14 protein-coding genes are annotated in these 12,437 nt (G+C 61.8%); 7 read left to right on the top strand and 7 right to left on the bottom strand.

The genetic code is table 11. The features are described 5' to 3' along the window. Positions 1-190: 190 nt before the first annotated feature. The 4 genes from D0B32_RS22590 (at position 191) to D0B32_RS22575 (ending at position 2,866) form a co-directional block, all read left to right on the top strand. Positions 191-457: a pentapeptide MXKDX repeat protein gene (locus D0B32_RS22590; protein ID WP_117336520.1), complete on the top strand. Its 267-nt coding sequence runs from the start codon at positions 191-193 to the stop codon at positions 455-457. 81 nt (positions 458-538) lie between these two features. Beyond that, positions 539-1,375, top strand: a complete 837-nt coding sequence (locus D0B32_RS22585; protein ID WP_117336519.1) for a thioredoxin family protein — start codon at positions 539-541, stop codon at positions 1,373-1,375. A 46-nt stretch (positions 1,376-1,421) separates the two neighbouring features. Continuing rightward, on the top strand, positions 1,422-2,048 hold the full coding sequence (locus D0B32_RS22580; RefSeq protein WP_117336518.1) for a cytochrome b/b6 domain-containing protein: 627 nt from the start codon (positions 1,422-1,424) through the stop codon (positions 2,046-2,048). A gap of 14 nt (positions 2,049-2,062) precedes the next feature. Further along, entirely contained in the window at positions 2,063-2,866 is an 804-nt protein-coding gene (locus D0B32_RS22575; RefSeq protein ID WP_117336517.1) for a molybdopterin-dependent oxidoreductase, read from the top strand. Between the two features lie 59 nt (positions 2,867-2,925). Here D0B32_RS22575 and D0B32_RS22570 read toward each other — a convergent pair whose 3' ends face one another. From D0B32_RS22570 to D0B32_RS22560, 3 genes are all read right to left on the bottom strand, one after another. After that, on the bottom strand, positions 2,926-3,678 hold the full coding sequence (locus D0B32_RS22570; protein WP_220444951.1) for a haloacid dehalogenase type II: 753 nt from the start codon (positions 3,676-3,678) through the stop codon (positions 2,926-2,928). Positions 3,679-3,870: 192 nt separating this feature from the next. Further along, positions 3,871-5,280: a TAXI family TRAP transporter solute-binding subunit gene (locus tag D0B32_RS22565; protein WP_117336515.1), complete on the bottom strand. Its 1,410-nt coding sequence runs from the start codon at positions 5,278-5,280 to the stop codon at positions 3,871-3,873. A 198-nt stretch (positions 5,281-5,478) separates the two neighbouring features. Continuing rightward, entirely contained in the window at positions 5,479-6,267 is a 789-nt protein-coding gene (locus D0B32_RS22560; RefSeq protein ID WP_117336514.1) for a hypothetical protein, read from the bottom strand. A gap of 211 nt (positions 6,268-6,478) precedes the next feature. Here D0B32_RS22560 and D0B32_RS22555 point away from each other — a divergent pair, with 211 nt between their 5' ends. Next, positions 6,479-7,729 (top strand): serine hydrolase, encoded by a 1,251-nt coding sequence (locus tag D0B32_RS22555; protein ID WP_117336513.1) that lies wholly within the window; start codon positions 6,479-6,481, stop codon positions 7,727-7,729. Between the two features lie 126 nt (positions 7,730-7,855). Here the strand turns inward: D0B32_RS22555 and D0B32_RS22550 are convergent, their stop codons facing one another. Both D0B32_RS22550 and D0B32_RS22545 read right to left on the bottom strand, forming a co-directional pair. Continuing rightward, entirely contained in the window at positions 7,856-8,584 is a 729-nt protein-coding gene (locus tag D0B32_RS22550; RefSeq protein WP_117336512.1) for an SDR family oxidoreductase, read from the bottom strand. A gap of 173 nt (positions 8,585-8,757) precedes the next feature. Next, positions 8,758-9,009, bottom strand: coding sequence for a hypothetical protein (locus D0B32_RS22545; RefSeq protein ID WP_117336511.1), 252 nt, complete (start codon positions 9,007-9,009; stop codon positions 8,758-8,760). 198 nt (positions 9,010-9,207) lie between these two features. On the opposite strand from D0B32_RS22545, the gene D0B32_RS22540 reads away from it, so the two are divergent. Further along, a complete protein-coding gene (locus D0B32_RS22540) occupies positions 9,208-9,597 on the top strand; it encodes a DUF6632 domain-containing protein (RefSeq protein WP_117336510.1) in 390 nt (129 codons plus the stop codon). A gap of 78 nt (positions 9,598-9,675) precedes the next feature. Here D0B32_RS22540 and D0B32_RS22535 read toward each other — a convergent pair whose 3' ends face one another. Both D0B32_RS22535 and D0B32_RS22530 read right to left on the bottom strand, forming a co-directional pair. Continuing rightward, positions 9,676-10,146 (bottom strand): ribonuclease, encoded by a 471-nt coding sequence (locus D0B32_RS22535; protein ID WP_117336509.1) that lies wholly within the window; start codon positions 10,144-10,146, stop codon positions 9,676-9,678. Between the two features lie 149 nt (positions 10,147-10,295). After that, positions 10,296-11,093: an IclR family transcriptional regulator gene (locus D0B32_RS22530; RefSeq protein ID WP_117336508.1), complete on the bottom strand. Its 798-nt coding sequence runs from the start codon at positions 11,091-11,093 to the stop codon at positions 10,296-10,298. A gap of 249 nt (positions 11,094-11,342) precedes the next feature. On the opposite strand from D0B32_RS22530, the gene D0B32_RS22525 reads away from it, so the two are divergent. Further along, positions 11,343-12,404, top strand: coding sequence for an ABC transporter ATP-binding protein (locus D0B32_RS22525; protein ID WP_117336507.1), 1,062 nt, complete (start codon positions 11,343-11,345; stop codon positions 12,402-12,404). Positions 12,405-12,437: the final 33 nt, after the last annotated feature.

The following is a 12,437-nucleotide window of genomic DNA, read 5'->3' as shown; positions in this document are numbered from 1 at the left end:
GCAGCGCAGCGGCGTGTTTCAGGCGCCGTGGCAAAGAATTTCGTGCCGGCTGTAACCGGGCAGGCCAACGCGACGTATTACCTCACAGATGCGCGACGATGACGCATCGGCAGTTGCGGCAAACCAGCTTTACGCTCAACCCAATCGGGCCGCCATTGCGGCGCGCACCACAAACACTGAAGGAGTTGTCATGAAAAGCATTGCAATCGCAGCACTCGCAGCCACGTTGCTCGTTAGCGGTGGTTCCGCGTTCGCCCAGGCAAGCGGCGCCATGTCGAATGATTCGATGTCGAAAGACGCGATGAGTAAAGACGGGATGTCCAAGGGTTCGATGTCCAAGGATGCAATGAGCAAGGACTCGATGGGCAAGGACTCGATGGCGAAGGATACGATGGGCAAGGACGGCGACAAGATGAAATCCGACGCGATGAAAAAAGACGATGGGATGAGCAAATAAGTCGCGCCATGCCGTGCCCGGCGTGCCGCTAACGCACGCCGAATCTTCGTACTGCTTCGCTTATTGGAGCGGGAGTCAGCCATGCGCTTCACGTTCTTCATGTCGATCGCCGCCGCGCTCATCCTGTCCGTCGGCCTGGGCGCCGGTGCCAGCACCAATGCCTGGGCTGCCGGGTCGTGCAGCGTCAGCAGTCCGCCTCACCGCGTGGCGCTGGTGGAGCTGTATACCAGCGAAGGGTGCAGCAGTTGCCCGCCGGCCGATAACTGGCTGAGCGAGCTGGATCGGTCGCGGACCACGAGCACGGTCGTGCCGCTCGCGCTGCACGTCGACTACTGGGACACGCTCGGCTGGAAAGACCCGTTCGACCAGCCCGCTTTCACGACGCGCCAGCAACGTCTGAGCGAGGCGGGGCGTCAGCATACGGTCTACACGCCCGAAGTATTCGTGGATGGCCGCGAACTGCGCGCATGGTCGGACGAGGCGCGCTTCGGCTCGACGATCAGGCGACTGAATGAGGAAGCCTCGCCGGTCGATATTCACGTCGACGCGCATTCCGCGCCGTCGGGTCGCGTCATGTTCAACGCCACGTTCCATGCCGCCGGCAAGCTGCCCGACGCTACCGTCGCCTATGTCGCCGTCTACGAGAACGGCATCGACAATCACGTACAGGCGGGCGAAAACTCCGGCGCGACCCTGCATCACGATCGCGTCGTGCGTCAATGGATCGGACCGGTTCCTGTGGTTGACGGTCACGCGGCTATTACTGGCGAGTATTCAAACCGCTCCGGCGGCTCCGCTAACTCCAGCAACTCCGCTAGCGCCGGTAACGCACACAGCAGCGGCGTGGTGGCCTTCGTCGAAAACCAGGCGAACGGTGAAGTGCTGCAGGTCAGCGAACTGCCGGCCTGTGCCGAGTGAAGTACCTAAGCGCCACGCCCTCTACGGATAAAACGGGAGAGTTTCGATGAATGCGATTCCCAACTCCGCCGCGTCGCAGAGACCGGCGCGCACGGTGCAGCCCGCGTGGGTGCGCATCGCGCATTGGCTCAACGCGCTGGCCGCGGTGCTGATGATGCTTTCAGGCTGGCGCATTTACGATGCGTCGCCTGTGTTCCAGGGCTTCACGATTCCGCATGGCATCACGCTGGGCGGATGGTTGGGCGGCGCGCTGCAATGGCACTTCGCGGCGATGTGGCTGCTGTTCTTCAACGGCATCTTTTATCTGGTGATGAATCTCGTGACCGGACGCTTCCTCTCGAAGTTTTTTCCGCTCTCGCCGCGCGCGATTCTGCGCGATCTCGCGCAGGCGCTGCAAGGTCATCTGTCGCACGCGGACCCAAGCCGTTATAACGCGGTGCAGAAATTCGCCTATCTGTTCGTGATGGTGGATATCGCCGTCCTGATCCTGTCGGGACTGGCGATCTGGAAATCGGTGCAGTTTCCCGTGCTGCGCGAATTGATGGGCGGCTACGACCGCGCGCGCGTCGTGCATTTCTGCGCCATGTCGCTGCTGGCCGGCTTCGTGGTTGTTCATCTGACGATGGTGGCGCTCGTGCCGCGCTCGTTGCTTACGATGATTCGTGGCCGCTAGGCGGGAGGACCATCATGAAGCCATTCAAACTTTTCTCATCAACCGATGCAACCGACACGACCCGCGCGAGCATCGACCGCGAATCGCTGAGCATCGACGTGCGGCGTGAACTCGACATGCCGTCGCGCCGCCTGTTCGGCAAGCGCATTCTCACGCTCGGCGGCCTCGCCATGCTGACCGGTTGCAGCCTGTCGGACGACAAATCGGTGGAGACGTTTTTATCGCGCGTGTCGCGCATCAACGATAGCGTGCAAGGCTGGCTGTTCGATCCGCACCGTCTCGCGCCGACCTACACCGAAGCCGAGATCACGCGCCCGTTCCCGTTTAACGCCTTCTACGGGATCGACGACGTGCCGCATGTCGATGGCAGCGATTTCCGCCTGAAAGTAAGCGGTCTCGTGCAGGACAGCAAGACCTGGACGCTGCCCGAGCTGTACGCATTGCCGAAGGCTGAGCAGATCACCCGGCACATTTGCGTGGAAGGCTGGAGTGCGATTGGCCGCTGGGGTGGCACACCGTTCTCGGAATTTCTCAAGCGTATTGGCGCGGATACCTCAGCGAAATACGTCGGCTTCAAATGCGCGGACGACTACTACGAGAGCATCGACATGCCCACCGCGCTGCATCCGCAAACGCTGTTGACGTTCACCTACGACGGCCAGCAGTTACCCGAAAAATACGGCTATCCGATGAAGCTCAGAATGCCGACCAAACTCGGCTACAAGAATCCCAAGCACATCATGGAGATTTTTGTCACCAACACGTTTCCGGGCGGCTATTGGGTGGATCAGGGCTATAACTGGTTTGGCGGCTCGTAACGAAGGCTGCTCGACGACCGTTGTGTAGCGATGGCCGTCGAGCTGAACCAGCGTTGCCGTCACTGACCGACGAAGCCCGGCAACGCTTCGAAGTTGGCGGCGATCGCATCCGGCAGCACGCCCAGATGTTCGGTCGGCACGTTCAGACGATTCATCCAGATAGTTGGGTATCCGAACGTTTTCGCGCCGGCCGCATCCCAGCCGCCAAACGCCACGAAAGCGATTTCTTCACGCTGCAACCCAAATGCATCCACGCCCATCTGATACGAACGCGGATCGGGCTTGTACGCCCGCACCAGGTCCGTGGACAACAGGTGGTCGAATACCCCTTCCAGTTGCGAATTGCGGATTGCCGCTTCCAGCATGGGCACGCTGAAGTCCGTCAGCGGCGCGAGTCCCAGGCCGCGCTTTTTCAGGGTCTTGAGAACCGGCACCACGTCGGGCCATGCTTTCATGTTCATGAAGCCTGCCAGCAATTGCTGACGCTGCTCGGGCGTGACGGTGAGCTTCTCGGCATCCGCGGCGAAGGCGAGCGCGTCGCCGGTGACCTGAATGAAATCCACGTAGGTGCCCGTCATCGTGCGCAACCAGGTGTAATCGAACTGCCGACCGCGCCAGGTTGCCACGAGGGCCGCGCCCTGACCGGGGAAGAACTGCTCGGCCAGCGCGAAGATGGGTCGTGGATCGAACAGCGCAAGGCCGTCGAAGCCGATGGCCTTGATGCCGTGGCTGGCGGCCCAGGCCGGTACGGCGTTGACCGCGTTGACGACGGCGCCAGCGGCAGCCGCAGTGAGGAAGGTACGTCGATTCATGATCATGGCTCCGGTAACGCCGGGTCGACACGTTGGTGCGGTGCTCGTGTGTCGCTGCTCAGCGGGGATAAGGTGGGCCAAGAATGCGCTGCATCGGGCGACGTGAGAAGCCGTCAAAGCGGGGAATGACAATCCTTGATTTCCGGATAATCGCGCGCCCAATCTAATCAGACGATTGCGAATCTGCCGCGCTCACTGGCCGGTTCGAAGCGCGGCGATCTGGGCGCGCACGTAGCTGATGTGTTCGCGCAGCGCGTAGAAGTGGTCGGCATACGCGGCTGGCATGCGCAGTTTGTTGAGGCCTTGTTCGATGGCGTCGAGCTTCTGGTTGAAGGCGACGAAATTCTCCTCGCAAGGATTGTCGAGCACGCTGCGTTCGAGGACGATCAGCTCGCCATAGCGGCGATGGAAGCGCGACTTGATACGCCATGCGTAGAGCGGTGGCACGAAACGCAGCGCGGGAATCAGCACCACGACGATCGGCACCACCAGCACCAGCAAACGGTCGACGAGGCTCGCGAGCCAGAACGGCATGATCCGGTAGAGGAAGCTTTTGCCGGACTTGTAGTAGCGCGCGGCATCGGGACTCAAGGGAAAATCGTGGGCCACGGGTGCCGGAAATTCGCCGGCGCTCTGTAGCAGACTGGCTCCGCCATGCACCTCGCCGGCGGCCTCGATCAGCAGATCGGAGAGCGCCGGATGCAGCGTGTTGCGCGCGATCAGCTCCACTGTGGTCTGCACGGTGGTCGTGGGGGTGGGCGGCAGGTTGTCGGCCAGATCGAACGCGCCCATTGGCACGTCGAAGGTGCTCAGAAACGGGAAGCTGCGCACGTACGCTTTTGCCTGCGTGAAGTTCAGCAGCCGAATATCCGGTGTGCGAATCATTTTTTCCATCAGCGCGGGCCGGGCCGAATCCGAGGTCAGAAAGGCCACGTCCACCTGGTTGGTGAGCAAGGCATTCACCGCCTCTTCGCCGACGAGCGGCAGCATCTGCGCGCTATCTTCCGGTTCGACTCCGTTGGCACGCAGCAGTAACAGCACGATCTGGCGCGTGCCGCTGCCTTCGCGGCCAATGGCGAGCCGCTTGCCCTTGAATTCGGAAAGCCGCGTGAGTTCGGGGCCGCGATAGAAAACGAACAGCGGCCAGTTGCTGACGCTGCCGAGCGACATCAGCCCCGCTTGCCGCGTGTCGGGAGAGATCACGCTGGGAATGCTCGTCAGGCCGCTTTGCACGAAGCCGAGGTCGACATGGAAGGTGGGGTCGGCGAGCCGTTCGAGATTTTCGAGTGTGCCCGACGAGCTCAGCACGCGCAGCGTCACGCCGTTGCGCGCGAGGATCTCCTTGTACTTCTGCGCGGCATACCAGAAGCGGCTGTACTCGGGGCCGGCCGAAATGGTCAGCGTATCCGGCGGCGCGGGCTGGATGATGCGAATCGCCACCCAGATCACCACCGCGCCGACAATCACGATGATGCCGAGCGAGACCACCAGATCGAACCACGAAATGCCGACGCGGTAGGCGGCGTGGCTCGGGCCCGATTCGGCGGGAGCGGCCTCCTCGGGATGCTCGGCAGAACGTCTGACGGGGTCGTCGTTACTCATGGTTGACGCGGGCGGCGCAGTGTCAGGAGGCACGATGCGCGTCCGGTGGCGGCCGTGCACCTCCCGCAGAGTGCACCGGATTCGCGCATTAAGGCAAGCAACGCCGGCGCGATGTTTGCAAACCCGCTGGCAAATTCGTTCGCAAATCCGTTAGCAGACGCGTTGGCAAACCCGCCGGCCTCCCTGAGTGCCGCCGCCTCAAACCGCCGGGCCGCGCCGCGCGGCGCGTTGCGGAATCAACGCGATGCAGGCCACGATGAAGACCAGCAAAATCGCGGACGCGTACAGGCGGCTGATATGCAGGCCACCTTGCGCAACGGGTTTATCGAGGAAATCGCCGAGGGTTGCGCCCAGCGGCCGCGTGAGGATGAACGCGGCCCAGAAGAGGGCGGTTCGCGACACGCGGGTCCACACATACAGCGCCGCCACGATGACCAGGCCCGCGCCGAAGAGCATGGCGCCGTACTCGTAGCCGATGCCCAGACCGCCGCGGTCGTCGCCCGCCACCCAGTCTCCCAATGCTGTTCCGAGGGTCTGCGAGAACAGGATCGTCACCCAGTAAAACCATTCCGCTCTGGCCGTGACAATGCTTTCGACGGAGACCGTCCCTTCCGATCGGTACCACAGCGCGAGACTGAGCACCAGCAAGCTCACGACGATGGCGGTGCCGCCGGGATAGCCGACACCCAGCGAGCGATCCGCGAAATCCGCGAGCGTCGTGCCGAGCGTCGTGGTGGCCACGATGGTTGCCCAGTACAGATAGCGCCGGAAGTCCGAGGCTTTCACCTGCGCGCAAACAAGGCCGACGAACAGAACGAGGAAGATAGCGGAGCCGATCAGGTAGCCGAGGTTCAGCGACATCGACACCCAGTCGCCGCCGGTTTCTCCGAGCGTGGTGGCGGCGACCTTGATGACCCAGAAGCCGAGTGTCACTTCTGGGACCTTGCTCACCGCATGCCTCGCAAAACTTACCGTGTCCTGTTTCATCGCGTACTCCTCGTTGGAACGTCGATGATATTGAAGCAACGCTTAAGTAAGACTTAAGTAAGGCAGCGCGCGTTCCGGGGAGATGCAGGGTGAGATACAAAACGGGAGATGCATGACGCCAGGCACAAAGCGGAAGATGCAAAGCGGGATGCGCAAGAATGACTTATTCTGACACCCGTATCATGATGCGGCACTCAACACAGGAGACGGCATGAGTATGGCAGGCAGGCACGAGCTGGGAATGTCGGGTGAACGGCTGGAACGGATCGAGCGGTTCGTCGACGATAACTACATTGCCACCGGCAAGCTGGCGGGTACGCTGATCCAGGTATGGCGGCGCGGCGATCTCGCGTTGAACTCGGTACTCGGTCTCGCCGATCGGGAACGGCAGGTGCCGCTCGCCGAAGATTCGATCTTCCGGATCTACTCGATGACCAAGCCCATCACGTCGGTGGCGCTCATGATGCTGGTCGAGCAGTGCAAGATCGCGCTCGACGATCCCGTCAGCAAGTACATCCCCGCGTGGGAAAAACTCGGCGTACATGCGGGCGGCTTCATGGAGAGCTTCCAGACGCGGCCGGTTGCGCGACCGATGCTCGTGGTCGATCTGCTGCGTCACACCTCGGGCCTGACCTACGGTTTTCAGCAGAACAGCAACGTCGATGCTGCCTATCGCAAGCTGAAAATCGGCGACCTGGCCACCGAGGGCACGCTGGACGAGATGATCGACAAGCTCGCCACGTTGCCGCTCGAATTCTCGCCGGGCGAAGCATGGAATTATTCGGTGGCCACCGACGTGCTCGGCTATATCGTCGGCAAGGTCAGCGGCATGCCGTTCGAGGTCTTTCTCAAGGAGCGGATCTTCAAACCACTGGGGATGGTCGACACGGACTTCTACGTGCCGGAAGAGAAAGTGGCCCGCTTCTGCGCGTGCTACGCGATCGGCGCGCTCGGTTCAAAGGTGTCGGCACCTGCGCCGGTGTTGCAGGACGATCCGCGTAGCAGCCCGTATCTGAAGCCGCCCAGCTTTATCTCGGGTGGCGGCGGTCTGGTGTCTACCGCAGCGGACTACATGCGTTTTTCGCGCATGCTGCTGCAGGGTGGCGAACTGGATGGTGTGCGTCTGCTCGGTCCCAAGACACTGGCCCTGATGACCGCGAACCATCTGCCGGGCGGTGTCGATCTGCCGCGTCTGTCACGCTCGATGTTCAGCGAGGCCACCTACGAGGGCGTCGGCTTTGGACTTGGCTTTGCCACCACCCTGACGCCTTCCACCACGCTGATTCCCGGCAGCGCAGGCGACTTTTTCTGGGGCGGCGCGGCGAGTACCTTCTTCTGGGTCGATCCGCTCGAAGATCTCATCGTGGTCTTTCTCACGCAAATGTTGCCGTCGAGTGCCTACCCGGTGCGTCGTCAGTTGCGCACGCTGGTCTACAGCGCGATCACGGAAACGGGCCGCTGAGGTCTGCAACGCCTAAAGCGGCAATGGCTGGCCTCGCATCGGTTGGCGAGCGGCCATTGCCGGGGTGTGCTTGTCCCTACGCTTGAATATCCGGCTGTTTTTACGCGCGTTTGTGCGAGACTGAACTCAGAGATCGAAGTTGGTCGGCATCACGATCACGTCGCGAATGGTCATGCCGCGCTGCCGCGTCAACATGAAGAGAATCACTTCAGCGACCTCGGCCGGCTCGATCAGGCTGCCCGATTCCTTGGCTTCCTTCAGTTTTTCCTCGGGCCAGTCCGCGAGCAGCGCGCTGATCACGGGACCCGGCGACACCGAACCCACGCGAATGCCGTGCTTGAAGACCTGACGCCGCACGGTCTGCACGAAGCAGTTGACCGCCCATTTGGACGACGCATAGACCGGTTCCCACGGCGTCGGAAAATGCGCGGCCAGCGAACTCGTCACGATGATGTCGCCGGTGCGGCGTTCGATCATATGGGGCAAGACGTCGTGGATATTTTTCATCACGACGTTGATGTTGAGATTCAGCATGCGGTCGATCGCGGCCGTGTCGGCGTCCACCAGATCGCCGCCCACGTAAATGCCTGCGTTCGCGTGCAGGATGTCGATCTGCCCAGTGATCTCCAGAACGCGTGGGACGAGTGCCGCACAGGCGGCCGGATCGAGCAGATCGACGACGAGCGGAATGGCGGCGTCACCGTGCTGGTTGCAAACCGATGTGAGTGCCGCTTCGTCGCGGTCCACCAGTACCACGCGCGCACCGGCCGCCAATAGCGCTTCGGTGCTGGCGAGGCCAATGCCGGATGCCGCACCCGTGACGACCGCGACCTTGCCTTGCAGTTCTTCTGCCATGTTCCCTATCCTCGTTCGTTGACCACGCTTGCAGTCCGCACACTTTAGCTGACTGCGCGGACTCAAACATACATTCGCTCCATGAGCGAGCTAATGATCAGACGCGCCGCGCGTCGTGTCAACGCCTGGCGGGCAGGAACACCGTGCAGAGGGACCTGTCGTCGCGAATCGCGTCAATGACGCAGATAGATCGACTTCAGGCCGACGTCGGCGGCGGGATTGAATGACGTGTCAGAAGGCGTGCTGGCGTGCTTCGTCACGGGTTCGTTTGCCGCATGCGTGTGAACATCAGCGTCGTACGCAATTAATACAACCTGAGTCTGATCCGTTTGATTCTGCGCGACCGGGGCGACAGATTGCGCAAAGGCGGCCGTGGGCAGAACGATCGCAGCGGCGAGGAGGGTAGAGCGAAAAAGCGTGTTCATGGCGATTCTCCAGCATGACGGTTAGCTTCGATCCGGGTAGTGAAACGAGATCGGCAAAAGCTATGGTAAGCACGAAGAATGAGTTCAAAATGAGCGAGGCACGCGCATGCGCTGCCCGTTCATTTCGCGTTTATTTCGCGTTTATTTCGTGCTCATTTCTCCGCGTATGCGGGGGCGAAGGTTGCCGAGGAGGGTCTGATGAATACGCCAGATCGCGTCAAATTCCTGCGTGTTGCGTTGGTGGTGGTCGGCCTTATCTTTGTGGTGGGCGTGTATCCGCTCACGATCGTGTGGCCGGAGGGCTGGGCGTGGCATCACAGCGGTCAGTCGTTGTACCTGCAAATGATTCTCGGAATCTACGCCACCCTGGGCGTCTTTCTCCTGCTCGCCTCGCGAGACCCGCTCGCCAACCGGAGCCTGATCTGGTTTACCGTGTGGTCGAGCGTCGTGCACGGCGTCATCATGGCCGCGCAATCCTTCGCGTATCCCGAGCACCGTGGCCATCTTCTGGGGGACGTCCCCGCACTTTTGATCGTTGCGATCGTGCTGGCCTTGCTCACGCCACGGCGTCATGCGGCGCTGATCTGAACGCGCAATGGCGGGCACGCGCTTGCTGGTTGCGCGCTTCGATGCGCGTGCAACCATTGCCGTTCGCGCCACTGCGCCTCAATCCGCAATGCGCTTGAAAGTGACGTAGTAATCCTCGGTGTAGTAGCAGTCGCTGGTCTGCTTGCGCAGTCCACCGCAGACGATGCGGCGTTGGCCGCGATCCGTGGAGCCAGGCGTGCGCACCGTATAGGCGTGGTAATAACCGCGGGGATGCTGCGGCAGCAATGCCGCGCTGTTGCGAAACAGGACACCGTCTTCAGCGAAGGGGAAGGGGCCGCCTGTTTTGATCAGACGAAGGGTCTCGGCAGCTTCTGCGGGCAATTGCGCCTTGGTGACGGCAACCAGTGCGCCGCCTGGTTGCACGCCCGAAGCGACCGTTGTGTCGCTCGCGGCCTGAGCCGCAGCGGAGGCCGCCTGACTCGCGGATGCGCTCTGCTCCGGATTAGCGTTTTGCGATCCACCCTTGTTGCATCCATACAGGACCGCGCACAAGAAGAGGAGGCAGGGGAATGCCCATGCTCGCTTCACGAAATGGTTGTCTCCGGGTTGACTTGCATTCGACGACCACGAACGAATCAAGAGTATCGCGAATGGCAGAGTGAATCAACGTTCAACCAGAAATTCGTCAGCGTGCAGGTCTCCAGCAGCGGCGCCGCTCATTGTCGTGCAGATGCGCTTTACTCTTTCGCGCCAGGATGAGCGGCGTCCCAGTAGACGTTCAGGCCCATCAGCGTGGTCAGCGTGTCGGCGGCGTCCTTCATGCGCGCACCCACCTCGGCAATGGAAGGCACCGGCGCGTCGTCGATGCGTTCGATATATGGCGTGGTCAGCGAAGCAATGGCATGGCCATTGCGGCCAAACACCGGATACGCGAGATTGCGTACGCCTTTGACCTGGCGGCTCGGCATGCGCGCGAAACCGTGCTGGCGGATCTGCGTCAAATCATGCGTGAGGGTGCTCGCATTCACGGGCCGCTCGCCATCCACCGGCACATGCAGCGCCAACATCTGTTCGCGCTCCTGATCTTCCTGGAACGCCATCAGCACCTGGCCAGATGCCGTGTCAGTCATGCCGATCAAGGTGCCCACTTTCAACGAAAAGCCCCAACGCTCGGGACTTTCCACACCCGCGACGATGATCACGCGGCCCGCCTGATACACGCACAGGTGGAACGACTGCTTCACTTCATTGGCAAGCTGCGTCATGAGCGGCAGCGCCGTGGACACCAGTGAACGCACCGGCTGATGGCGGTGCGCCAACTGAAACAGCAACAGCGAAAGTGCGTAGCGTTCGCCCAGTTCCATCAGATAGCCGCGCGTTTGCAGCGTCACGACCATGCGGAAAATTTCCGCCGTGGTGCGGCCAAGCGCCTTGGCCAGTTCGCCGAGCGACAGCCCTTCCGGGTGTTCCGCCAGCAGTTCAATGATGTCCAGGCCTTTTTCGAGGGCCGGAGCCGAGTAGCGCGTCGTGTCCAACGTTGCTCCTGATGACAAGGAAGCCGATTCCGCAATGCGAGGGTGGGCGTATGCCGCAATTGTAAAGGTGGCCGGCACGCTGGCGGCCGGTTGGGATGGGTCGGGAAAGTACTGAGAGACATTTTATGTATAAAAAAACGTTTTATGAATAAAATGATTCTGTACGGATGCGGGTGCGTACTGAACGCGGAAGCTGGGGATAAGCCTTCGCGTCCGCACAGACGCAGTCATGACGACGGAGACAGTGGCATGGCCGAGGTAGCGTTCGAGCAGGTCCAGAAGTCCTTTGGCGCCGTGCAGGTGCTCAAGCAGATCGACCTCAAGGTGCGGGACGGCGAGTTCCTCGTGCTCGTCGGGCCGAGCGGCTGCGGCAAATCCACCTTGCTGCGCGCGCTGGCGGGCCTCGAAGGCGTCACGCACGGCCGGATCCTGATCGACGGCCGCGTGGTGAATCAACTGCCGCCAAAAGATCGCGACATCGCGATGGTGTTTCAGAACTACGCGCTCTATCCGCACATGAGCGTGCGCGAGAACCTCACCTTCGCGCTGAAGCTGCGCGAACTGACGCCCACGGAGATCGACGCCCGCGCCAAAGAGGCCGCCTCGATACTGGGCCTCGGCGATCTGCTCGACCGTTACCCGCGCCATCTGTCAGGCGGGCAACGGCAGCGGGTGGCGATGGGCCGTGCCATCGTGCGCGACCCGAAGGTGTTTCTCTTCGACGAGCCGCTCTCCAATCTCGACGCTAAATTGCGCGTGCAGATGCGCGCGGAGATTCGGGCGCTGCATCAGCGCCTGAAAGCGACCACGGTGTATGTGACACACGATCAGATCGAGGCCATGACGATGGCCGATCGCATCGTTGTGCTAAACGGTGGCGTGATCGAGCAGATGGGCGCGCCGCTCGACCTGTATGACGATCCGGACAACCTGTTTGTTGCGAGCTTCATTGGTTCGCCCGCCATGAACGTGTTCTCGGGACGATACGAGCAGACGGCGGACGGCGCGCGCGTACGCATCGGCGATTTCGCGCTGCCCGCGCCGACGGTGCATGCGGCTGACGGCATGCCGGTTTCGATTGGCGTGCGCCCTGAGCATCTGCAACTGGCCGAAGCGGGCTTGCCGTTCGTGGTCGACGTGACCGAGCCCACCGGTGCCAGCACGGAACTGTTTGGCTCCATTGCCGGGCAGTCGTGCTGCGTGATCGTGAACGGCAGGGCGGCGCCGCAAGCGGTGTCGGCAGCACGGCTTTCAGCCGCTGTCGACCATATCTATCTGTTCGATCCAGACACCGGGCGCCGGATGCGCTAGCGCTCACCCTACAAGAAAGCGGTCAAGGAGACA

It is taken from the genome of Paraburkholderia sp. DHOC27, from assembly GCF_003429005.1.
Classification (GTDB): Bacteria; Pseudomonadota; Gammaproteobacteria; order Burkholderiales; family Burkholderiaceae; genus Paraburkholderia.
Note: the sequence above shows the minus strand (reverse complement) of the source record. Positions and strands in the feature narration are given on the sequence as shown.

What these genes read in the sequence shown, in the direction of transcription:
- D0B32_RS22590 (WP_117336520.1), top strand. Translation starts at nt 191, where the DNA reads ATGAAAAGCATTGCAATCGCAGCACTCGCAGCCACGTTGCTCGTTAGC.
- D0B32_RS22585 (WP_117336519.1), top strand. Translation starts at nt 539, where the DNA reads ATGCGCTTCACGTTCTTCATGTCGATCGCCGCCGCGCTCATCCTGTCC.
- D0B32_RS22580 (WP_117336518.1), top strand. Translation starts at nt 1,422, where the DNA reads ATGAATGCGATTCCCAACTCCGCCGCGTCGCAGAGACCGGCGCGCACG.
- D0B32_RS22575 (WP_117336517.1), top strand. Translation starts at nt 2,063, where the DNA reads ATGAAGCCATTCAAACTTTTCTCATCAACCGATGCAACCGACACGACC.
- D0B32_RS22570 (WP_220444951.1), bottom strand. Translation starts at nt 3,678, where the DNA reads ATGAATCGACGTACCTTCCTCACTGCGGCTGCCGCTGGCGCCGTCGTC.
- D0B32_RS22565 (WP_117336515.1), bottom strand. Translation starts at nt 5,280, where the DNA reads ATGAGTAACGACGACCCCGTCAGACGTTCTGCCGAGCATCCCGAGGAG.
- D0B32_RS22560 (WP_117336514.1), bottom strand. Translation starts at nt 6,267, where the DNA reads ATGAAACAGGACACGGTAAGTTTTGCGAGGCATGCGGTGAGCAAGGTC.
- D0B32_RS22555 (WP_117336513.1), top strand. Translation starts at nt 6,479, where the DNA reads ATGAGTATGGCAGGCAGGCACGAGCTGGGAATGTCGGGTGAACGGCTG.
- D0B32_RS22550 (WP_117336512.1), bottom strand. Translation starts at nt 8,584, where the DNA reads ATGGCAGAAGAACTGCAAGGCAAGGTCGCGGTCGTCACGGGTGCGGCA.
- D0B32_RS22545 (WP_117336511.1), bottom strand. Translation starts at nt 9,009, where the DNA reads ATGAACACGCTTTTTCGCTCTACCCTCCTCGCCGCTGCGATCGTTCTG.
- D0B32_RS22540 (WP_117336510.1), top strand. Translation starts at nt 9,208, where the DNA reads ATGAATACGCCAGATCGCGTCAAATTCCTGCGTGTTGCGTTGGTGGTG.
- D0B32_RS22525 (WP_117336507.1), top strand. Translation starts at nt 11,343, where the DNA reads ATGGCCGAGGTAGCGTTCGAGCAGGTCCAGAAGTCCTTTGGCGCCGTG.